Consider the following 22,158-nt stretch of genomic DNA (forward strand, 5'->3'; position numbering starts at 1 on the left):
GGGCGGGGGTCCCGGGCGCGGGGAGCCCGGGTCAGTAGGGGTGGGCCTCGGCGGGCCAGCGCAGCTCGACGCCCGCCCGGACGAGCTCGTCCTGGTAGTCGGCGAGGAGGTCGGCCTTCGACTGGACGGCGTGCGGCGTGCGGCCGGTCGCGAGGCAGTGGGCCGCGAGGTGGCCGGCGGCCTCGCCGACGTTCCACTCGACCGGGTGCAGGCGGTAGCAGCCGTTGGTGATGTGCGTCGTGCCGATGTTCTTGTTGGCGGCGAGCAGGTTGGTCACGCGCTGCGGCAGCAGGGCCCCGAGCGGGATCTCGAACGGCGTCGACGCCACGTCGATGTACGTGTCGCCGCCCGTCGAGGGGTGCAGGTCGATCCGGTACATGCCGACGCCGACCGAGTCGTCGTAGCGCGTCGCGCCGCGGTCGCCGCGCACGGCGTACGAGACGTCGTTCTCCGTCACCGTCGTCACGGCGCGCAGGCGGCGGGACTCGCGGTGGTAGGCCGCCTGGGCGAGGCCGTCGGCCGAGCCCATGACGTCGGGCCGCAGGCGCAGGCCCGGGAAGCCGGTCCCGCCGTCGGCGCGGGGCGCCTCGGTCTGCATCCAGTAGAGCATCGAGAGGCTGAGCTGCCGGGCGTCGGCGATCCGGGCCTCCTCCACGTCGCGCGGCACGTCGAGCACGGGCGCCAGGAAGTAGTCGATGCTCGGCCAGTTCACGAGGCACAGGTCGCTCGCGTAGTGGCCCGGCGCGAAGAGGTCGCGGGCCGCGATGCGCCGGAACGTCCAGAGGTTGCCGTCGCCGGGGTTCTTCGACTGGTCGGCGTCGACGGCGCGCGGGTCGTCGCCCGGGTTCGGGGTGAACGACCGCACGTCCATCGCGAGCGTGCGCGGGTTGGGCGCCTCCCACGACAGCATCCGCCGCCCGTTCCACGGTCCGGGCGTGTACGTGCTCCAGAAGTCGTAGCGCTCGGGACGGTCGATCGTGTGGTCGCCGTCCACGTGCTCGACGGCGAAGCACACGCTGAGGGCCTGCACGTTGTCGGGCTGCGCCTCGTCCGGCGCGCTCGGCTCCCCGGTCTCGCGGTTCGACTCGAACCCGGTGACGTACTCGGTGCCCGTCAGCGGCAGGAGCTCGCCCGTCTCGGTCGCGTCGACGACGAACGCCGCGTGCACCGTCACGGCCGCGCCCGCGGCGTCGGCGGTGACCGGGGTGAGCGTCACGGAGGTGACGCGGTCGCCGTCGGTGGTGGCCGCCGTCGGGCGCACGCGCTCGAGCAGGCGGATGCGGCCCGCGGACCGCCACGGGGCGAGCATCTCCTCGAGCACGCCCACCGCGACGCGCGGCTCGTGGCACAGCTTGGAGACCCAGCCCGCGCCGGGGTTGAGGGCGTCCCACGTGCGCGCGGCGTCCGTGAGCGGGTAGGAGCGGCGGTAGACGTCGCGGATGCCGTCGCGCAGCGCGCGGTAGCGCGCGGTCACGCCGAACCGCTCGACCCACGGGCTCTCGTCCGGCGGTACCGCCTGGGACGTGAGCTGGCCGCCGATCCACGGGTGCTCCTCGGTGAGGACGACGCGGGCGCCGCGCTCCGCCGCCGCGAGCGCGGCGGCCACGCCGCCGAGCCCGCCGCCGACGACGAGGACGTCTGCCTGGAGGTCTGCATGGGTCACGCTGGGGTTTCCGTTTCTCTGGTGCTCGGTGGTGCGGTCTGAGGTCGGTCAGGCGGGCGCGACGACGCCCGACGGCGCGGCGACGGTCTCGCCGTCGACGTCCACGCACTCGAGGAGCTGATGGAGCTCGTCCTCCGGGACGGCGACGGCGCGCGACGCCCGGCGGTCCGAGCGGCCCGAGCCGGACTCGGCCGCGACGAGGCGGGACAGCAGCACGAGGGCGCGCGCGCCCATCTCCTCGCGCGGGATGGAGAAGCCCGACCAGCGGCGCCCGCCCGGGCGCCCGTGGTGCGGCTGGCCGAGCAGGAGCACGGAGACGTCCGCCGGCACGCGCACGCCCCGGTCCTCGAGCTCGTCGACGAGCTCCTCCGGGGAGTTCTCGGGTGCCACGACGACGGCGGTGAGCCGCTGGTCGACGATCTCGGCCGCCGTCGCGGGCACGTCGTCCAGCTCGACGAACCGGACGGTCAGGCCGTGCGCCTTCATCGTCGCGCGGTAGGCGTCGACGCGGTCGAGCGTGGGCTGGTCGGTGCCGCGCGGACCGACGTACCCGATGCGCTCGTGGCCGAGCTCGACGAGCCGCTCGACCTGGCGCGCCGTCGCCGCGACGTAGTCGGCGCCGACGTAGGGCAGGCGTCCGCCGTCGCTGCCGCGCTTGCCGATGAAGACGAAGGGGTAGTTCGTGTCCAGCAGGTGCTGGAGCTCGCCGCGGTCCTCGTGCTGGCCGAGCAGCAGGCAGCCGTCGGCGATCCCGAGGCGCTGCCAGCCGTCGCGCGTGAGGCGGCGGCGCCCGTCGACGACGCGCGCGCTCGTGAACAGCAGGATGTCGATGCCGAGCTTCTCGGCCGCGTGCTCGATCCCGACGAGGAACGGCCCGTAGAAGTCGCGACCGGAGCGCGGGAACGTCGCCTCGTAGGTGAAGACGCCGAGGATCTGGTTGCGCCCGCCCGCGAGACGCTGCGCGACGGGGTTCGCCGAGTAGCCCGTGATCCGGATCGCGTCGAGCACGCGCTGGCGCGTCTCCTCGCTGATCCGCACCCCCGCGGGCGTGGAGTCGTTCAGCACGAACGAGACCGTCGCCTGGCTGACGCCCGCCATGGCGGCGACGTCGGCCTGGGTGATGCGGTGCCTCGGCATGGATCCTCCTCGATCACGTCGTCGATGACGTGGAAGGAGTCTCGCCAGGCCAGGCCCGGCCGGTCAACGGGGTAATACGCATTATTACGCCGGGACCCGCGCGGCTCCGCGGGTGGAAGCCCGCCGGGTGATCCGCATAATGCTGCGCGGCCGGCGCTGCGGCCGGGCGCGCGCGGCGAGGGACGCACGACGGGCCCGGGGCCGCACCGTGGTGCGTCCCCGGGCCCGTCGCCCCTGCTCGCGCCGCGCGCTACCCGCAGGTCAGCGCGCCGTACGGCGCGGTCGTCGTGCCCCGCCCGACGCCGTCCGCCCCCACGACCTCGACCGTCGCCTCCCCCGCCGCGACCGTCGTGGCCCGCGTCGCGAACGACTGGTACGCGCTGCGCCCGGGCGCGACGTCGGCCACGGTGCGCTCGCCGAACGGCGTCGCGAGCCGGACCGCCACCGCGTCGTCACCCGCCGGGCGCGCCGTCACGGCCACGTACGCGCGGCCCGCGAGGCACCGCGTGACGGCCTCGACCTCGACCGCGGGCTCGTCGTCGTCGCACGCCGCCGCCTCCTGGGCGGTCGGCGTCCAGCGGAACCAGTCGAACGACGCGACGATCTCCGGCGGCGTCGCCGAGCCGCGCATCGCGAACGGGCCGACGCCGGTCGCCCGGAGCGCCGCCACGTCCACCGTGCGGCCCCACGGCGCGAACTCGACGCCGTCGACCGACACCGACGCCTGCACGGCAGTCCCGTCGCTCGTCAGGCGCAGCCAGAAGGTGTCGCCGAGGCCCGCCGGCGGGACGACCGAGTCGAAGCCGGTGTTGCGGTCCGTGCCGTTCTGGCGCCAGATGAACTCGACCCGCGGGCCGAGCGACCCGTGCACCAGGTCGAGCTTCGCGTAGTTCGCGTCGTCGCGGTACAGCAGGAGACCGCCCTGCTGGAACCGCTCGGTCGGGGACACGGAGACGGCCGTCGTGACCTCCCAGGGCCCGGCGGGCACGGCCTGGAGCGGCAGCGCCGCGCCGGCGACGCCGGTCGGGTACGCCGGGACGCGCAGCGCGCCGTCGACGAGCTCGTGCCGGGCGGTCCCCGGCCGGACCACGGTCCAGCGCGCCGGGTCGAGCGTCGTGCCGTCGAACTCGTCGGACGCCGCGCCGCTGCACCGCTCGCGCAGGGGGTCGGGGTCCTGGCCCGGCTCGGGGGGCCGCACGGCGTCGGGGTCGCGCTGCGCCCACGCGATCGTCGCGCCCAGGCGGTCGCCGGACTCGTAGAAGAGGTACGTCTCGTCCCCGTCGGTGACGATCTCCGGGGCTGCGACCCGACCCGTGTCGTCGCCCACGCCGCTCGCGCGGTGCAGCTCCCAGCGCGGGCCGACCTGCGTCATCGTCGGGTCGAGCGTGCGGGCGAACGTGATGCCCGTGGAGCCGTGGTAGATCACGTAGAGCTGACCGTCCCACTCCCACAGGTTGCCGCCGGACACGTTGGTGCCGGTCGCGGCGTCGGGCACGACGAGCGGGTCCGGCCGCACGACCCAGGTCTTGCCGTCGACCGACTCGGCCAGCTTGATCCGCCGGATGTTGTCGGTCCGGTTCTGCATGTACGTCATGGCGAACCGGTAGCCGGACGACGGGTCCGGGTGCTCGACGACGCGCGCGTACGACGTCTCCGTGGTGCCCGCGCCGCTGTCGGCGTTCGTCACGGCGACCCCGGAGTCGTCGAACGCGAGCCCGTCGGGCGACGTCGCCCAGCGCGTCGTGGAGTTCTCGCCGTGGAAGTACAGGAGCACCTGGTCCGTCGCGTCGTCCCACAGGACGTCGGGCGACGAGACGTGCGAGACGCGCTCGTAGAACGGCAGCCACTCGTCCGCGACGATCGGGTTGTGCGCGTACTCCGTCCACGGGCCCTCGAGCGAGTCGGCGTACATGACCGAGATGCCGCCCGGGGAGTCGTGCGGGGCGTAGTAGAGGTACCACTCCCCCAGCGGGTCGTCGAGGTACGCGCCCGCGTGGAAGACGCTCGGGAAGATGAACTCGTCCGTCGGGTTGTAGAGCATCGACTCCTTGTCGGTGACCACGCCGCGGTACTCGAACACGGGCAGGTCGGACGCGGACGGGCCGTCGGTCGTCGCTCCGGTCGTCACCCCGGTCGTGGTGGCGGCCGTGGCCGCGGGCGGCGGTCCCGCGGCGAGGGCCGTCGCGGGGACGACCGCCCCGGCGGCGAGGACCGCCGTCAGGGTGGCGACCGCCGTCGCCACGGCGCGCGGTCTGCGGCGTGGTGCTGCTGCTCGGGTTCTCACAGGGGGACCTCCGTCGGTTCCTCGCCGGCGGCGTCGTCGCCGCCGGGCGCCACGTGGAGACGTGGGCTGGTGGCAGTGTCGCCGGACGGGCACGCCGCAGGTCAAAGGGATGATGCGCATTATTAGCGTGCTCACGGTGCGCCGGGCCGCGACGCTAGAGTCGTCCCGACCGCACCTGAACGTCGGACATCAGACGTACTGACCGGAGGATCGCCCCGTGCCGCTCTTCGACCTGCCCCTCGCCGAGCTCGAGACCTACGTCCCCGCGCTCGACGAGCCCGCCGACCTCGACGCCTTCTGGGCGCGCACCCTCGCGGAGTCCCGCGAGGCGGGCGGGGACCTGGCTCGGTCGGTGCGGCTCGAGCGCGTGGAGACCGGCCTCGACCTCGTCGTCGTCGACGACGTGACGTTCCCCGGGTTCGCCGGCCAGCCCGTCAAGGCGTGGCTCGTGCGGCCCGCCGAGGCCGCCCGCGCCGCCGCGGCCGGCGACGGCGCCCCGCTGCCCGCGGTCGTCGAGTTCCTCGGCTACGGCGGCGGTCGCGGGCTGCCCCACGAGCACCTCGCATGGGCGAACGCCGGGTACGCGCACCTCGTCGTCGACACGCGCGGGCAGGGCAGCCAGTGGGGCAGCGGCGGCGGCACGCCCGACCCGGCCGGGTCGGGACCCGCCGTCCCGGGCGTCCTCACGCGCGGCATCGAGGACCCGCACGACCACTACTACCGCCGCGTCTTCACCGACGGCGTGCGCGCGGTCGACGCCGTGCGCTCGGTGCCCGGCGTCGACCCCGAGCGCGTCGCCGTGCACGGCGTGAGCCAGGGCGGCGGCATCGCCATCGCCGTCGCGGGCCTCGCCGACGGGCTCGTCGCGGCCCTCCCCGACGTCCCGTTCCTGTGCCACTACCGCCGCGCCGTCGAGATCACGGACCGCGACCCGTACCGCGAGCTGACGCGCTACCTCGCCGTCCACCGCGACGCGGAGGAGACCGTGTTCCGCACGCTGTCCTACCTCGACGGGGCGGTGCTCGGCCGCCGCGCCACCGCGCCGGCCCTGTTCTCCGTCGCGCTCATGGACCAGGTCTGCCCGCCGTCCACCGTCTACGCGGCGTACAACGGCTGGGGCGCGGCCGCCGGGGCGACACCCGGCGCCGAGCGCGCGATCGACGTCTACCGCTACAACGAGCACGAGGGCGGCCAGGGCTACCGCTTCGCCCGTCAGCTCGCCTGGCTGCGCGACCGCTAGACCGCCTGGCTGCTCGACCGCTAGACCGCCTGGCTGCTCGACCGCTAGACCGCCTGGCTGCTCGACCGCTAGACCGCCGGGCCGCGCGACCGCGAGGTCGCGCCGCCCGGCGCGGCGCGCAACCGGCGCAGCGCGACCGCCTGGGAGCCCGCGAACAGCCCGACGTCCGCCGCGACCGCGAGGACGGCGAGCAGCACGAGGACGCCCGCCGTCGTCGCCGAGAACGCGGCGACGGCAGCGGCGGCCACGACGTTCGCGACCATGACCGTGCGCAGGGCGGCGCGCAGCGGCAGCCGCGCGCTCATCCAGACGACGGCACCTGCCCACACCACGACCGCCACCCCGAGCCCCGCGAGGACCGGGACCGGCACCCGCAGCACCGGCGCCCACGACGGCGCGAGGGCGGCGACCACGACGCCGAGCACGAGGCAGTAGGCGGCGTCGAGCCGCAGGCTGAGCAGTCCGAGCCGTTCCCCCACCATGTCGGCGAGCCTACGCGCACGCCCCTCGGGGGCGCGCCCGCTGCCGGCCGGGTGGTCAGTGCGCGACGACGCGCGCGCCCGCCGCGGGGGCCGTGGTGCACCACACGGTGTCGCACGCGTCGTTCGCCGTCCACGAGGCCGCGATCGCGAGCGCGTGCTGGCGGCTGCGGGCCAGCGCGGCGACCGTCGGGCCGGAGCCGGACACGATCGCGCCGAGCGCGCCGGCCTCCGTCGCGACGTCGATCGTCCGCTGGAGCTCGGGTCGCAGCGCGAGCGCCGGGGCCTGGAGGTCGTTGCGCAGCACCTGCCCGAGCCCGACGGCGTCGCCCGCGCGCAGGGCCTGCATGAGCGCGGTGTCCTCCGCGAGGTCCAGCTCGGCGGGACCGCCCACGGTCTCGTCGAAGGTGCGGTAGACCTGCGCGGTCGACAGGCCCTCGGCCTGGACCGCGAACACCCAGTGGAACTCCCCGCGCGTCATCGCGGGGGTGAGCACGTCGCCGCGCCCCGTCCCGACGGCGGTGTGCCCGACGAGCCCGAACGCGACGTCGGCTCCGAGCCCCGCGGCGAGGGCGACGAGCTCGGCGCGCGGCACGCCCGCGTCCCACAGCGCGTCGCACGCGACGAGCGCGGCGGCGGCGTCGGCCGACCCGCCGGCCATGCCGCCCGCGACGGGGACCTCCTTGTGGATCTCCAGCCGCACGTCCGGGTCGAGCCCCACGTGCTCCGCGAGCGCGACGGCGGCGCGCCACGCGAGGTTCGTCTCGTCGGTCGGCACGGCGTCCGCCTGGAGGCCCGAGACGCTGAGCGAGACCCCGGAGCCGGGCGGCACCTGGTGCGCGACGACGTCCTCGCTGAGCCCGACGGCCTGGAAGATCGTCACGAGCGGGTGGTAGCCGTCGTCCTGCACCGCCCCGACGCGCAGCGAGAGATTGACCTTGCCGGGCGCGCGCACGCGGACGGACGGGGGCGGCGCGAGGGAGATGCTCGGCGGGCGCGGGGGTGTCACGCGTCCACTGTGCCAGGTCGGCCGGTGGGCCGCCCCGCGGCGGGGGCGGCGCCGCGCGCCGGACGGTCGGCGAGTCCGACGCGGCGGACGAGCTGCTCGGCGACGCGCGCGAACGCTTCGACGTCGAGCACCTCGCCGCGCGCCTGCGGGTCGACGTCCGCGGCCTCCAGCACCTCTGCCGCGACGCTGGCGGAGCCCGCCAGACCGGACAGCGCCGAGCGCAGCATCTTCCGGCGCTGCGCGAACGCGGCGTCCACGACGGCGAAGACCTGCTCGCGGGTCGCGGCGGTGGCGGGCGGCTCGCGGCGGTCGAGCGCGACGAGGGCCGAGTCGACGTTGGGGACGGGCCAGAACACGGAGCGCCCGATCGTGCCCGCGCGCCGCGCGTCGGCGTACCAGGCGGCCTTGACCGACGGCACGCCGTACGTGCGCGACCCGGGGGGCGCGGCGAGCCGGTCCGCGACCTCCGCCTGCACCATGACGAGCACGCGCTCGAGCGAGTCGAAGCGCTCGAGGAACGTGAGCAGCACAGGCACCGCGACGTTGTACGGGAGGTTCGCGACGAGCGCGGTGGGAGGCTCGCCGGGCAGCGACGTGACCTCGAGCGCGTCGGCGCCCACGACCTCGAGCCGGTCGCCGACGTCGGGCACGTGCGTCGCGACCGTGTCCGGGAGCTGCCGCGCGAGGACGGGGTCGATCTCGACCGCGACGACGCTCGCGCCGGCCTCGAGCAGCCCGAGGGTCAGCGAGCCGAGCCCGGGCCCGACCTCGACGACGCGCTCGCCCGGGCGGACGTCCGCCGCGCGCACGATCTTGCGGACGGTGCCGCCGTCGTGAACGAAGTTCTGGCCGAGGGTCTTGGTGGGGCGGACGCCGAGACGCCCCGCCAGGTCACGGATCTCGGCCGGACCCAGCAGGGCGCCTCGGGTATCGCTCATGGGACGCAAGCCTACCGACCCGGCGCCGACCGGCCCTCGCCGGGGACGACGAAGGGCGGGACGCCGTGCGCCCCGCCCTTCGTCGTCGTCCACCGGTCCGCCCTCAGGCGGCCGGGTGCGTGCCGTGCAGGCTCAGAGGAGCCCGAGCTTGCGCGCGCACGCGGGCCACTGGCCCCAGCCCGAACGGGCCTGGAGCGCCTGGGCACGCTGCGTCTGCTCGGCCGCCGAGGCCTCCGACGGGAGGCCGGAGCCGCCCATCGCCCGCCACGTGGACAGCGAGAACTGGTAGAGGCCGTAGTAGCCGTTACCGGTGTTCGTCGCGGGGTTGCCGCCGGACTCGCACTGCGCGAGCGCGGACCAGACCCCTGCCGGGGCCGACCCGAGGTCGGCGGCCGGGGCGGGCGCCGGGGCGGACGAACCGCCCGACGAGGAGCCGCCGCCCGACGACGAGGACGACGAGCGCTGCGGCGCCGCCGGCTTGGGCTCCGGCTTGGGGCGCTCCTTGGTGCCCTGCACGAGGATCTTGTTCACCGGCGGCGTCGTGACGCCCTCGGAGACGAGCTCGCGGGACTCCTCCACGCCGTCGACCGTCGTGACGCGGTGCACGGTCGTGTGGACGCCCTCGGCGCCCTCCTGCTTGACGACCGGGTCGAGGTCCTTGAAGCGGTCGGCGTCCTCCTCGGTGACCGTCTCGAACGGGACGGCCGCCTCGGTGGGCACCTCCTCGACCTTGACGCGCTGCACGACGAGCGAGACGGGCGCGGCGTCCGCCGCGGCCTCGGTGTCCTCGGACGTCGCGGCGGCGGCCGGCTCCTCGGTGGCGGCCGCGTCGGCGGCGGGCGCCTCGGCCGGGGCCGCGGCGGCCCGGGCCGCCTCGACCTGCTCGGTCTTCTCGACGTGGACGCGGTCGAGCTCGCCGAGCTGGACGCCCTGCTGGTCGAGGATCGCGTCGATGCCGATGCTGCCGTCGGGGGCGACCTTGGTCTCGCCGTCGACGACGACGTTCACGGGGCCGTCCGCGTCGAGGCGGATCGGGAGGGAGGCGCGCTCGCCGGAGCGCGACGCCACGAGGCGCACGTCGCTGCCGCGCGAGGCGAGGGTCGTGAGCGCCTCGTCCGCGTCGAGCGACGTGAGCCACACGGAGGACTGGGAGCCGTCGACCTGCACGGGCACCTCGCGCCCGTAGCGCACGACGACGTCGCCGCCGCCGCGCAGGGCGGAGTCGATGTCCGGGACGACGAGGTCGCGGTCGCCCACGGCGACGTCCTGCTCGGCGAGCAGGCCCTCGACCGAGCCGGCGAAGGTCGTGACGGTGGTGATCTGGCCGTCGACGTCGAGCTCGACGGTCTTGCGCGCCTGGCCGTAGGCGACGGCACCGGTCGCGAGGAGCACGACGGTGGTCGCGCCGGCGACGAGCGGCCAGCGGCGGCGACGGTGCGCGGTGGTGGTCGCGGGGCTCTGGGGGCTCTCCGCGAGGGTCTCGGTGGTGTCGGGGGTGATGTCGGCGCCCTCGGGGGCGCCGGCCGCGTCAGCGGTCCGGTGGAAGGGGTTCTTCACTCGGGTCCAGTCGTCGTGCGTCCCGGGCACGGAGGCTCGACGGCGCGTGGCACCACCCGTGGCCCACGGCGGACTGACGTCCTCCGCGGCGGGCGCACACGTGCGACCACGGGTCTCGAGCGGCCGATCCGGCTGCCGGCGCCACCCTCGGCACCCCTTCCCCAGGGCCCGTCGACGGCGCACCGCTCGCGTCGGTCCGGGCGCGTCCCGCCGGTCCGGGTGGACCGTCGGAGCACGCCGTTCACGCGCGAGCGACGATCGACCGTAACCGATCTGTTATCGAAGTCCAACCCCTGGGGGGATACGCTGGCGAGTTCTGTCCGCATTTCGGCGTGAATGTCGTGCACTCTCCACGAGTCCCGCACGCGGCCTCACGCGCCCTTCCCCTCCCCGTGCTCGTGCGCGTACCCGGCGCGCACGCCGCGCGCCCCGATCCGCGCCAGGACCGTCGCGAGCTCGGGCGGGTCCAGCACGGTGACGTCCACGTCCAGGCTCAGCAGGAACCCCGCGACCTGGGCGAGCGACGTACCCCCGGTCTCGAGCACGCACGCGTCGGGGCCGTCGTCGGCGAGCGCGCCCGCGACCGGGGAGAGCCGCTCCGCCACGACGCCCGCCGTGGCGTGCAGCCGCACCCGCACGGGCCGCGCCCACGCGGCGGAGCCGACGCCGCGCACGACGTGCGCGACGGCGTCGCCGCCCGGCACGGGGCGCGGGACGAACCGCGGGCCGCCGGGCGTGCGCAGCGTCAGCCGGTCCACGCGGAAGGTGCGCCAGTCGTCCCGGTCGAGGTCGAACGCGAGCAGGTACCAGCGGCGCCCCACGTGGACGAGGCGGTGGGGCTCGACGGCGCGGGACGTCGTCGTGCCGTCGTGCGCGCGGTAGTCGAGGCGCAGCGCCGTGCGCGCGGCGATCGCCGCCGCGACGTCGGCCAGCACCTGCGCCCCGACGGCGGGCCCGCCACCGGGTGCGCTCGCGACGGCGGCACGCAGGGCGTCCGCCCGGACGCGCAGGCGGGCGGGCAGGACCGTGTCGAGCTTGACGAGCGCGCGCGCCGCGACCTCCTCGACCCCGGCGATCGACCCGGTGGCCGCGGCGCGCAGCGCGACCGCCACGACGGTCGCCTCCTCGTCGTCCAGCAGCAACGGCGGCAGCGCCGCCCCCGAGCCCAGCCGGTACCCGCCCGCGGCTCCCGGGGACGACCGCACCTCGTAGCCGAGCAGGCGCAGGCGCTCGACGTCGTTGCGCACCGTGCGGGTCGTCACGCCGAGGCGGTCGGCGAGCTCGGGCCCGGACCAGGACGCGCGCGCCGGCAGGAGCGCCAGGAGGCGCAGGAGCCGGACCGAGGTGTCGAGCACGTCCCCATCGTGCCGCACGATGCGGAACCGCACGTTCCGCAGCGGGGTCTACGGTCGACGTGTCGGCCCCACCAGGGGCGACGGGACGACAGGACCGGGCACCGCCCGACGACGGAGGAGACGACGATGCTGCGTGGGATGGCGACGCTGAACCTGTGGGCCGACGACCTCGAGGCCGCGTCCGCGTGGTACGCGGAGGTGCTCGGGACCGAGCCCTACTACGTGGTGCCGGGCGGGTACGTGGAGTTCCGCGTCGGCGACCGGCAGGACGAGCTGGGCATCATCGCCCGGTCGTGGTCGCCGCGCCCCCAGCCGGGCACGCCGGGCGGCGCGATCGTGAACTGGCACGTCGACGACGTGCGGTCCGCGTTCGCCCGCCTCCTCGCCCTGGGCGCGACGGAGTACGAGGGCGTCGTCGAGCGCGGGCAGGGCGAGGGCTTCGTCACCGCCTCGGTCGTGGACCCGTTCGGCAACGTCCTCGGGATCATGCAGAACCCGCACTACCTCGAGATGCTCGGGCGGTAGCGGCGCGACTGCGGAGCGGTCAGTACCAGCCCTTGGCGACGGAGTGGGACCACGCCGAGCACGGCGTGCCGTAGCGGCCCTCGATGTACCCGAGGCCCCACGTGATCTGCGTCGCCGGGTTGGTGCGCCAGTCGGAGCCGGCGCTCGCCATCTTGGAGCCGGGGAGCGCCTGCGGGATCCCGTACGCGCTCGAGCTCGGGTTGTCCGCGTCGACCCGCCAGTTGCTCTCCTTGGTCCAGAGCTTGTCGAGGCACACGAACTGGTCGTCGCCCCAGCCGCGCTGCGCGGCGAGGGAGCGGCCCACGGCGCGCGCCGAGCCCGGGTCCACCGAGACCGAGACGTCCATCGTCCCGACCTTGATGACCTCGTTCCGCGGCTCCGTCGTGACCGTGCGGGTGAGGACCGTGCGCGACACCTCGGCTCCGCCGAGCGTCTGCACCGAGTAGGTCGTGACCGCCTCGCCGACGCGACCGGACTGCACGACGACGCGGTGCCCCTGCGGGAGCGTCGGGTCCTCGCGCTCCTCCGTCTCGAACGGCAGGACCTCCGTGACCGTGTCCGCCGTGGCCGCCGCGCGGCTCACGAGCACGAGCATCCCGTCCACCGCCGCGGCGTCGAGCGGCGCGGACGTGCCGTCGCCCTCGGCCAGCACGATGCCCGCGGTCGCGAGGACCCCGCGCACCGTGGGCTCGGCCGTCGTGATGGGCATGACCGCGCCGTCCACCGCGACGTGGACCGTCTTGAGCGTGGAGACCCGGATCGGCTCGCGCCCGAGGGCCTGCGTGCGCGACACCTCGGTCACGGCGCCCTCGGCGCGCGGGCCGAGGTAGGTGAGCAGCTCGCCCACGGTGCGGGCCGTCGTCGGGATCGTCTGCACCTGGCCGTCGATCTCGACGGTGACGTCGTGGCTCGTGCGCACGACGATCGTGCCGCCGTCGCGCGCCGGGTCGGCGAGCGCGGGCTCGACGAGGTCCTGCTCGCCGACCGCGACGCCCTGGTAGTCGAGCACCGCGGCGACAGTGCGCCCGTACGCGGAGACCTGGTGCAGCTCGCCGTCCACGTCGAGCGTGACGTCCTTGTGGAGCGTGGCGAACGCGCCGGTGACCCCGACGAGGCTCGCGACGACGAGGCCCTGGGCCGCGAGGCGCTGCACGCGCCGCCGGCCGGTTCCGTCAGGTGCGAGCACGCGGGCGGTCCCTTCTGCGGGAGGACGCCCGCCGGCGAGCGCCGGGGGCGAGGTGCGGGACGTCGTCGGCGCGGGGCGCGCGACGCACGGACCCGACCGTAGCCGAAACGTGACCTGGCGCGAAACCTCGCAGCCCTCGCGCACCGGACGCGGCGCGCCCGCCCGGGTGCGTGGTCGTCACCAGGGGCCGTACACCGCGACGGAGGTCGCGGCCAGGCGCTCGCACACGTCGGCGAGCGGTCGGTCCACGACCTCGGCGACGGTACGGACCGTCGTCGGCAGGACGTACGGCGCGTTGGGGCGCCCGCGGTACGGGTGCGGCGTGAGGTACGGCGCGTCGGTCTCGACGAGGACCTGCCCGAGCGGGACGGCGCGCAGCGCGGCCCGCAGCTCGTCGTTCGCGCGGAACGTCACCGGGCCCGCGAAGGACAGGTACCAGCCCTGCTCGGCGCAGAACCGGGCCATCGCGGCGTCGCCCGAGTAGCAGTGGAACACCGTCCGCTCGGGGGCGCCGTCGCGCGCGAGGACGTCGAGCACCTGCGCGTGCGCGTCGCGGTCGTGGATCTGGAGCGCGAGGCCGAGCTCCTTCGCGAGCGCGACGTGCGCGCGGAACGCCTCGCGCTGGACGGCCTCGCCCCGGGCGCCGGTCCGGAACAGGTCCATCCCGGTCTCGCCGATCGCGCGCACGCGGTCGTTCGCACGCGCGATCGCCGCGATCTCCGCGACCGCGTCGTCGAGCGGCACGTCGTGGTGCGGCCGCGGGTCGGGCTCGAGCCCGTCCGGCCCGACCTCCCGCACCCCGCCGTGCAGCACGGCCTCGTTCGGATGGATGGCCACGGCCCCGAGCAGCCGCCCGACCCCCGGTGCCCCCGCGCCGCCGACCAGGTGGTCCTGGCTCGTCCCCGCCTCAGCACGCGCCGGATCCGCCTGCTCGCGACCCCAGACCGCCTGGTCGCCGCGCAGGAGGGCGTCCGTCCAGCGGGCCGCCGGGAGGTCGCAGCCCACCTGCACGACCCGGTCCACGCCGACGGCCGCCGCCCGGGCCAGGTGGTCCACGACGGTCGGGGCAGGGGTGCCCTCGGGGAGGACGTGCGCGATCGAGTCGAGGTGCGTGTGGTTGTCCACCACCGGGACCGGCAGCGGCTCCGGGTCCGGCGGCCAGCCGCGCTCGCGCTGCTTAGCCACCGTCAGGCGCCCTCGCGCAGGCGGTCGAGCTCCTCCTCGACGATCGAGTCGTCGAGCTTGGTGAACACCGGCGTCGGCTTGCCGACCGGGGTGCCCGGCACGACGGCCTTCGGCTCCCACGTCGCCAGGCCCTCGGCGCGGTAGTCGCCCGTGATGACCGGGTAGTGGCGCGAGTCGTCGTCGAGGTCGGTCACCTCGTCGATGCGCGGCTGGGCGGCGAACGTGCCCGTGCCGCCGAACGCCTCGTGCACCTGCTGCGCCGAGTGCGGCAGGAACGGCGACAGGATCGTGTTGAGGTCGCTCACCGCCTGGGTCACGGTGTGCAGCACGGTCGCGAGCCGGTCCGGGTCGGTCTTGAGCTTCCACGGCTCGGTGTCCGACACGTACTTGTTCACCTCGCCGACCGTCTTCATCGCCTCGGCGACGGCGGCGCGCTGGCGGTGCGTCGCGATGAGCTCGCCCACGCGCCCGAACGCGGTCGTCGTCGTCGCGAGGACGCCCTCGTCGATCGGCTGGCGCTGCCCCGGCTCCGGGATCGCCCCGAAGTTCTTGTGCACGAGGTTCGCCGTGCGGTTCACGAGGTTGCCCCAGCCGGCCACGAGCTCGTCGTTCGTGCGGCGCTGGAAGTCGGCCCACGTGAAGTCGACGTCCTGCGTCTCCGGACCGGCGGACGCCACGTAGTACCGGAACGCGTCGGGCTGGTAGCGGGCCAGCATGTCGCGCACGTAGATGACGACGCCGCGCGACGACGAGAACTTCTGGCCCTCGACGTTGAGGAACTCGCTCGACACGACCTCCGTCGGGAGCTGGAGGTTCCCGTAGGCCCCCGGCGCCCCGCCCTTGCTCCCCCGGCCGTCGTAGCCGAGCAGCTCGGCCGGCCAGATCTGGGAGTGGAACGTGATGTTGTCCTTGCCCATGAAGTAGTACGACCGCGCCTCGGGGTCGTTCCAGAACGCGCGCCACGCGTCCGGGTCGCCGCTGCGCCGCGCCCACTCGATCGACGCCGAGAGGTACCCGATCACCGCGTCGAACCACACGTAGAGGCGCTTGCTCGAGTTCTCCTCCCACCCGGGCAGCGGGACCGGGATGCCCCAGTCGATGTCTCGCGTCATGGCGCGCGGGCGCACGTCGTCGAGCAGGTTGAGCGAGAACTTCAGGACGTTCGGGCGCCACGCGGTGCGCGTGCGCAGCCAGTCCCCCAGCGCGTCGACGAACGCGGGCAGGTCGAGGAAGAAGTGGTTCGACTCGACGAACTTCGGCGTCTCGCCGTTGATGCGGCTGTGCGGGTTGATGAGGTCGATCGCGTCGAGCTGGTTGCCGCAGTTGTCGCACTGGTCGCCGCGCGCGCCGTCGTAGCCACAGATGGGGCACGTGCCCTCGATGTAGCGGTCGGGCAGCGTGCGGCCCGTGGACGGCGAGATCGCGCCCATGGTCGTCTGCTCGACCATGTACCCGTTCTTGTGGACCGTGCGGAACATCTCCTGCACGACGGCGTAGTGGTTGCGCGTCGTGGTCCGCGTGAAGAGGTCGTACGACAGGCCGAGCTGGTGCAGGTCCTCGACGATGACGCGGTTGTACCGGTCCGCGAGCTCCTGCGGGCTCACGCCCTCCTTGTCGGCCTGGACGAGGATCGGCGTGCCGTGCTCGTCGGTGCCCGAGACCATGAGGACGTCGTGACCCGCCATCCGCATGTGCCGGCTGAAGACGTCCGACGGGACACCGAAACCTGCGACGTGGCCGATGTGGCGCGGCCCGTTGGCATACGGCCACGCCACGGCCGAGAGGATGTGGGTCATGACCGATGATCCTAGGCGCCAGTCCTCAACTACCGCTAACGCCACGGCCTAGACGCACTACCCCGGTCAGCGCGAGCTGACCACCGAGCCGAAGCGGGAGCTTAAGTTCTTCCGCGGTCCTGAGCGCCCTCCCTGAGCATTCTCGAATCAGGCGGGTCGCAAGTGAATTAAGAGAAACGTCCCGCAAAGCCTGTCGATCGATCCAGCCCGCGCGACGACCCGCCAAATCACGCGTCGGCTTCGAATCGCATACCCTGAGAGCCAGTTCGGCGAGCAGCGCCCCTGCCTCCGACTTCTCGCGCACCTGCGACTCGTACAACACAGCATTACGGATGGCGGCGTGAAACAGATAATTCGCCCGCCTCCGATCAAGCGTGAACCCCACTCGATCGTCAAGCCCAAGCAGAGCGACGCCCAAACCAAAGGCGGGAAGAGAATCATTTGCGCAGACGACCGCAAGTTCGTTGAGAAAACCCCGCACTGTCGCAGCAAAGTCCTCTTGTTCGCCCAGATTCTCCGCAAGGGCTTTCCCATATTTTAGCGCGAACTCCGTCGCTCCAGCTTTTCTCATTGCCGCCATTAGATTGACGCGCGGCTCGAGCATATCCGGGGCCGCCTGTACGCTTGCCGTAGCAGCAGCGCGCACCTCAGCAACCCGAGTTAGGCGCGAGGCTAGCCGATACGCCTCCTGATAATACTGCGCCGGGGTCTCGACCTCCGCAAACCTCATACGAGTTCCCGCTGCGGCCAACATTTCAGCTACCGTTTCCATTCGCCCACTAGAACGAGCGAGATCCACCGCGGCCTTCGCGATAGCAGGATGGCGCGAGTAGACTCTCTCGCCAACAAAGGAGATGGCGGCTTCTTGACCAAGAACGCGCATCACCCTTGCTTCAAGCAACCCATCAGTGACTTGAACGCACTCGCGAATAAGTTCGCGAGCGGCCCCCAGGCCTTCACTCGCGTAAGGATCAAATTCTACCTGCATCAGGCAGATTGCGAGGTAGACGTCTGACAGTTGGTATCTTCCGTAATCGTTCACGGAGATTCCATCAAGACGCCCGACGAGATCGGCCACGCGATCCACGGCGCCGCCTGACCAACTCATCTCCAGCATCGCACCAAGTAACGCACCATGGCCGGCGACGGCACCGCTGCTCGCAGCATTGAGGAACTCGGTTGCGACTTCTTCTTCGTGTTGCCCTTCACGGATGACGCCAATCCGCGAAAGTGAAGTAGCTATGCTCGCAGCATCGGCCGCATCGATACCACCGAAATCAATGACACGCGCCGCCTTGTCGAAAGCGGACCGGACCCTGGCCCAGTACCTATCATGGCAGGCAAGTACCAGGACCACATCGGCGTTCGGGTCTCCCCAGATCTCCTGCGACTCGACAAGTTCGTTGAGAACAAGATCCGCGTCGTCGATTCCCAGGACGATGCTCTCGCCCGCCGCAAGCACCGCCGACCACCACTCAGATGTCATGCGTGGTGCTCCCGGTTCGCGCCAAAGGACCCGACGCGTCCCGCTCATTGCGTGAACGCTGATCATGGTCTGCTTTAAAGCCAGGGATTTCCCCTCGCCTACCGGACCAACAGCCGCGACGATACGCATTGCCGAATCCGAAAGCGCATCCTCAACAGAGTCGATGAGCATTTCAGTCTTCGTCAAGCGTGGCCACACGCCGGGCATCGCATCACGCCAAGTCGGGTAAGCGCCGTCGAGGAATCGTGAGCCTGGCCCGCCCTCGCCGCTGACCACCTCTACCTTCGAGAAGCCAATTATCTCGGGAATGACTGTTTCGCCTAGCGGCCGAACAAGATCCATGAAAAGGTCTCTCGCGTCCACACCCGTGTAGCAGGTAAACCCAGGAAGTGTTACGAGCTCCCTTAACGTATCGTTCGAGTAGAGTCCCTCGAGGGTTGGTTCATGGACACCCCAGATTACTTCGACGTCCAAGTCCGAGGCGTCCGAAAACACGTTTGAGAGAGACGTCATGAATGCGTCGCGCCAGCCGCCATAACCAAGGACAAGAACTGTCGACCCTACTAATATTCGCTCAAGGAGCCGCTCGAGCCCGGGGCGCGGCCTTGTCAGGTGGGATATCGTACTGAGCGTCGCGTTACTAGTCCAGTAGCCGTGCAGATGAAGAACCGGGATTCCCCCGTAATTCCGAACCATCTCCGCTGTCGGGACCGTGTCATAGGGAATCGGAATCGCACCGGCTTGCATTCCAGCCCTGCGTAGCGAAAGTTCGATTGAGGGGTCGAAATTCGTCGTTAGGATTGGTCCCTGGAGTTTGCCGGGCAAGTCAGCGTAAAAGCGCGCAAAAGCCTCTAGAGCTTTGGGCAAGTCCCAAGTGCCCTCGTCCTCTAACCTCTCGCACTCGGCGGGCGGAACGTCTCCTTGTTTGCGTTCGCCTTCGCCAAGCATTGACATGACTGCCACCCGAACGACATTACGAAGCGCAGCATCTCCGGCAGTGATCTTAAGGAAGGTAGCAGCCTTCTGGTATCGATCTGCCGCCCCGTCCTCGGCCAGAAGAGAACTATCAAACCGTGACGCGCCGCCAAGAGGCATCGCAGCACGGAAGAGATCTGCCATCTCCGCGGTGCTTGCCACGTTAGGATTCACGCCGGACCCGAACAGGACCACCAACTTGCGCCCTTGCTGAGCGACGGAGCCGAGTCGGAGGACAAGGTCGTCCTGGTTACCCACCTCAACTGCTGTCGCCGGAAGCCGGACAGGCGGCGTCGTCATGGCCCGATGGTAGACCCGTAGCGAGACGCGGCGTCAAGGGATCACGGGTGAATTCGGACCGGGAGTGCGTGGGCGAAACTCTATTGGATCAGTACCAGTTGACGGCCTGCGAGTGCGACCACGCGCCGCACGGCGAGCCGTAGGAGCCGGCGATGTAGTCGAGGCCCCAGGCGATCTGGGTCGCGGGGTTGGTCGCCCAGTCGGCACCCTTGCTCGCCATCTTCGAGCCGGGCAGCGACTGCGGGATGCCGTAGGCGCTCGACGTCGGGTTGTCCGCCGTCGGGTTCCAGTTGGACTCCTTGGTCCACAGCTTCTCGAGGCACGTCCACTGCGAGCCGGTCCAGCCACGCTCGGCGGCCATGGCCTGCCCGATCGTGCGCGGGTCCTTCGGGCGCTCCTTCGTGCCGGTCGTGACGACCTCGTCCACGGGAGCGGTCGTCACCTCCTGCGAGAGCTGCTCGCGCGACTCCTCGACGCCGTCCACGAGCGTGACCTCGAACGTCGTCGTGGTGACGCCGTCGGCACCCGCCTGGGTGACGGCCGACTCGTCCGTGTACTTGGCGTCGTCGGGCTGCTGCACGGTCCCGTGCGGCACGGGGGTCGTGGTCTGCTGCTGCTCGACGACGACACGCTGCACGACGAGCGACACCGCCGGCGCACCCGGCTCGGGCGCCTCGACGCGCTGGACGCTCACGCGGTCCAGGTCGCCGAGCTCGATGCCCTGCTGGTCGAGGATCGCGGGGACGCCGATGCTGCCGTCGGGCGCGACCTTCGTCTGCCCGTCGGCCACCACGTTCACCGGACCGTCGGCGTCGAGGCGAAGGCCGAGCGACGCGCGCTCGCCGGACCGCGACGCGACGAGGCGGACGTCGCCGCCGCGCTCGGCGAGGGTGTCGAGCGCCTCGTCGGCGTCGAGCGCGGTGAGCCAGACGTCGGACTGCGCGCCGTCGGTCTGGACGGTGACCTTCTTGCCGAGGCGCACCACGACGTCGTCGCCGTCGCTGAGCGCGGAGCCGGGGTCGGGAGCGACCTGGTCGCGCGCGCCGACCTCGACGCCCGCGGCGTCGAGCGCGCCACCGACGGAGCCGGCGAGCGTGCTGACGGTGGTCGTCTCGCCGTCGACGTCGATCGTCACGGTCTTGCTGGCCTCGCCGTAGGCGACGGCACCGGAGCCGACGAGCGCGACGGCGGTGGCCGCCGTGACGATCGACCAGCGGCGCCGGCGCGTGGAGCGCAGGGTCCGGGCCGCGCGGGCGGACCGACGGGTGGCGTTCTCGGGGTTCTCGGGGTTCTCGGGGTTCTCGGGGTTCTCGGGGTTCTCGGGGTTCTCGGGGTTCTCGGGGTTCTCGGGGCTCTCGGCGGTCGGCACCACCTCGGGCGTGGTCTGGGGGGTGTGCGCCGTGACGTCGGCCGTCTCGGGCGCGCGGGAACGGAAGGGGTTGTGCACAGTGGTCCAAGTCGTCGGGGGCTCCCGGGCACGGGGGTCGACGGCGCGCACGCGCCCGCGGGGTGCTCCGCAGCGTGGCGGGCGCACCCGGTTCGACCAGCCGATCCGGCGTCCTGCGGCCCTCGGCGCCCTGGGCGCCCGGGAGAGGCCGCGTCCCACGGCCGGCCATTACACCTGTCCCCGGTGAGCGGCTACGCGAGACACTCGACCGTAACCGATTCGTTATCGCACACCAAACCGCCTGGTCAGCTCGCGCGTCCGGCGCGCACACTCCCGGGCGCTCACCCCGCCGGCGTCACCGTGACCCGGAGCAGCCGGTCGTCGCCGTCGCGCGGCTCGCCCCGACCGTCGGTGTTGCTCGTCAGCACGTAGAGCACCTCGCTCCCGTCGTCGCCGGGCGGCGTCGCCGGGTCGACGAGGACCGCGCGCAGCCGCCCCCGGTCCGTGAGCACCGCGTGCGGCGCGCCGAACGCCGCGGCGTCGGTGCCGCCGTCGGGCGAGGCGAACGGCACGCGCCAGAGCCGCTCCCCGCGCAGCCCCGCGAGGTACGCGCCCTCACGGGTCACGGCGATCCCGCTGGGCGAGGCGTCCGACGTCGGCCACGTCGCCACCGGGTCGACGAACCCGGCGGCCGCCCCGCCCGTGCCCTCGACGTCGGGCCAGCCGTAGTTCCCGCCGGGCACGACGACGTTGAGCTCGTCGAACGTGTCCTGGCCGAACTCGGACGCGAGCATCCGGCCCGTCGCGTCCCACGCGATCCCCTGGACGTTGCGGTGCCCGAGGCTCCACACCGGCGAGGCCGGGTCCGGGTTGCCCGGCGCGGGGTCGCCGTCCACCGTGACGCGCAGGATCTTGCCCGCGAGCGCACCCGGGTCCTGCGCCGCACCGCGCTGCTGCGCGTCCCCCGTCGTGACGTAGAGGTGGCCGTCGGGCCCGAACGCGAGCCGTCCGCCGTCGTGCGTGGACGCCGCGGGCACGCCCTCGACGACCGGCGTCAGGGCGGAGAGCTCGCGCCCCGCGAGCGTCCCGCGCAGCACCTCGTTGCCGTCCGACGCGGTCCGGTACACGAACACCTCCCCCGCCGCGGCGCCACCTGCCGGGCCCACCGCGACGCCGAGGAGCCCCGACTCCCCGCGCGCGACCGTGCCGTCGCGCAGGTCGTCCGCTCCCGGGCCGGTCACCGGCTCGACGGCGCCCGTCGCCGGGTCGACGACGACCAGCCGGCGCTCGTCGCGCAGCGAGACGAGCAGCGTGCCGTCCGCGAGCGCCGCGAGCCCCCACGGCGCGGGGAGACCGGTCGCGACCTCGGCGACGTCGACGCGCACCTCGGGCACGACGAGCAGGCCGTCGGCGGCCGGCGCCTGCGACGAGCCCGACGCGTCGGGCGTGCCGGGGTCGGCCGGCGCGGACGTGGCGGTCGTGACCGACGGCGCGGGGGCGGGCGCGTCGTCCGGCGCCCCGCCCGAGCACGCGCCGAGCACGACGGCGAGCCCGACGGCGAGCGCAGGCCCGCCGGCCCGCGCGGGCACGGCGGGACCTCGCCGGGCGGCCCGGGTTCCGTGGTGGCGTCGCACCTGCCCATCGTCACCCGGGGCG

At 73.1% G+C, this 22,158-nt stretch carries 16 protein-coding genes; 2 read left to right on the forward strand and 14 right to left on the reverse strand.

What is annotated here, in order from left to right:
- Window positions 1-31: 31 nt before the first annotated feature.
- From BJP59_RS13235 to BJP59_RS13245, 3 genes are all read right to left on the reverse strand, one after another.
- Window positions 32-1,663: an FAD-dependent oxidoreductase gene (locus BJP59_RS13235; RefSeq protein ID WP_061268082.1), complete on the reverse strand. Its 1,632-nt coding sequence runs from the start codon at window positions 1,661-1,663 to the stop codon at window positions 32-34.
- A 48-nt stretch (window positions 1,664-1,711) separates the two neighbouring features.
- Complete coding sequence (locus tag BJP59_RS13240) at window positions 1,712-2,800, reverse strand: LacI family DNA-binding transcriptional regulator (RefSeq protein ID WP_061268081.1); 1,089 nt, start codon at window positions 2,798-2,800, stop codon at window positions 1,712-1,714.
- 250 nt (window positions 2,801-3,050) lie between these two features.
- Entirely contained in the window at window positions 3,051-5,042 is a 1,992-nt protein-coding gene (locus BJP59_RS13245) for a DUF1349 domain-containing protein (RefSeq protein WP_194521145.1), read from the reverse strand.
- Between the two features lie 259 nt (window positions 5,043-5,301).
- Here BJP59_RS13245 and BJP59_RS13250 point away from each other — a divergent pair, with 259 nt between their 5' ends.
- Window positions 5,302-6,324, forward strand: a complete 1,023-nt coding sequence (locus BJP59_RS13250) for an acetylxylan esterase (protein WP_194521146.1) — start codon at window positions 5,302-5,304, stop codon at window positions 6,322-6,324.
- 68 nt (window positions 6,325-6,392) lie between these two features.
- On the opposite strand, the gene BJP59_RS13255 is transcribed toward BJP59_RS13250, so the two are convergent.
- The 5 genes from BJP59_RS13255 to BJP59_RS13275 form a co-directional block, all read right to left on the reverse strand.
- Entirely contained in the window at window positions 6,393-6,806 is a 414-nt protein-coding gene (locus BJP59_RS13255; protein WP_194521147.1) for a hypothetical protein, read from the reverse strand.
- A gap of 55 nt (window positions 6,807-6,861) precedes the next feature.
- Window positions 6,862-7,812, reverse strand: a complete 951-nt coding sequence (locus BJP59_RS13260; RefSeq protein WP_194521148.1) for a 4-(cytidine 5'-diphospho)-2-C-methyl-D-erythritol kinase — start codon at window positions 7,810-7,812, stop codon at window positions 6,862-6,864.
- Window positions 7,809-8,750 carry a 16S rRNA (adenine(1518)-N(6)/adenine(1519)-N(6))-dimethyltransferase RsmA gene (gene rsmA / locus BJP59_RS13265; RefSeq protein ID WP_194521149.1) on the reverse strand — a complete coding sequence of 314 codons (942 nt, stop codon included), beginning with the start codon at window positions 8,748-8,750 and terminating at the stop codon, window positions 7,809-7,811. Before rsmA ends, BJP59_RS13260 begins: the two co-directional genes overlap by 4 nt.
- A gap of 132 nt (window positions 8,751-8,882) precedes the next feature.
- On the reverse strand, window positions 8,883-10,337 hold the full coding sequence (locus BJP59_RS20245; protein ID WP_269467721.1) for a resuscitation-promoting factor: 1,455 nt from the start codon (window positions 10,335-10,337) through the stop codon (window positions 8,883-8,885).
- 341 nt (window positions 10,338-10,678) lie between these two features.
- The gene (locus BJP59_RS13275; protein ID WP_194521150.1) at window positions 10,679-11,662 is read right to left on the reverse strand and encodes a helix-turn-helix transcriptional regulator; all 984 of its coding nucleotides are present in this window, start codon (window positions 11,660-11,662) and stop codon (window positions 10,679-10,681) included.
- 138 nt (window positions 11,663-11,800) lie between these two features.
- On the opposite strand from BJP59_RS13275, the gene BJP59_RS13280 reads away from it, so the two are divergent.
- Window positions 11,801-12,187: a VOC family protein gene (locus BJP59_RS13280; RefSeq protein WP_228485060.1), complete on the forward strand. Its 387-nt coding sequence runs from the start codon at window positions 11,801-11,803 to the stop codon at window positions 12,185-12,187.
- Between the two features lie 19 nt (window positions 12,188-12,206).
- On the opposite strand, the gene BJP59_RS13285 is transcribed toward BJP59_RS13280, so the two are convergent.
- The 6 genes from BJP59_RS13285 to BJP59_RS13310 all read right to left on the reverse strand — a co-directional run bounded on the left by BJP59_RS13285 (window position 12,207) and on the right by BJP59_RS13310 (window position 22,091).
- Window positions 12,207-13,373, reverse strand: a complete 1,167-nt coding sequence (locus BJP59_RS13285; protein ID WP_031316670.1) for a ubiquitin-like domain-containing protein — start codon at window positions 13,371-13,373, stop codon at window positions 12,207-12,209.
- Between the two features lie 177 nt (window positions 13,374-13,550).
- Window positions 13,551-14,558 carry a TatD family hydrolase gene (locus BJP59_RS13290; protein WP_194521152.1) on the reverse strand — a complete coding sequence of 336 codons (1,008 nt, stop codon included), beginning with the start codon at window positions 14,556-14,558 and terminating at the stop codon, window positions 13,551-13,553.
- A 2-nt stretch (window positions 14,559-14,560) separates the two neighbouring features.
- On the reverse strand, window positions 14,561-16,354 hold the full coding sequence (gene metG, locus BJP59_RS13295) for a methionine--tRNA ligase (RefSeq protein ID WP_076406259.1): 1,794 nt from the start codon (window positions 16,352-16,354) through the stop codon (window positions 14,561-14,563).
- Window positions 16,355-16,379: 25 nt separating this feature from the next.
- A complete protein-coding gene (locus BJP59_RS13300; protein ID WP_194521153.1) occupies window positions 16,380-19,115 on the reverse strand; it encodes a P-loop NTPase in 2,736 nt (911 codons plus the stop codon).
- 88 nt (window positions 19,116-19,203) lie between these two features.
- Window positions 19,204-20,562: a ubiquitin-like domain-containing protein gene (locus BJP59_RS13305; protein WP_228485061.1), complete on the reverse strand. Its 1,359-nt coding sequence runs from the start codon at window positions 20,560-20,562 to the stop codon at window positions 19,204-19,206.
- Between the two features lie 281 nt (window positions 20,563-20,843).
- Complete coding sequence (locus BJP59_RS13310) at window positions 20,844-22,091, reverse strand: PQQ-dependent sugar dehydrogenase (RefSeq protein ID WP_228485062.1); 1,248 nt, start codon at window positions 22,089-22,091, stop codon at window positions 20,844-20,846.
- Window positions 22,092-22,158: the final 67 nt, after the last annotated feature.

It is taken from the genome of Cellulosimicrobium sp. JZ28, assembly GCF_015327065.1.
Classification (GTDB): domain Bacteria; phylum Actinomycetota; class Actinomycetes; order Actinomycetales; family Cellulomonadaceae; genus Cellulosimicrobium; species Cellulosimicrobium funkei.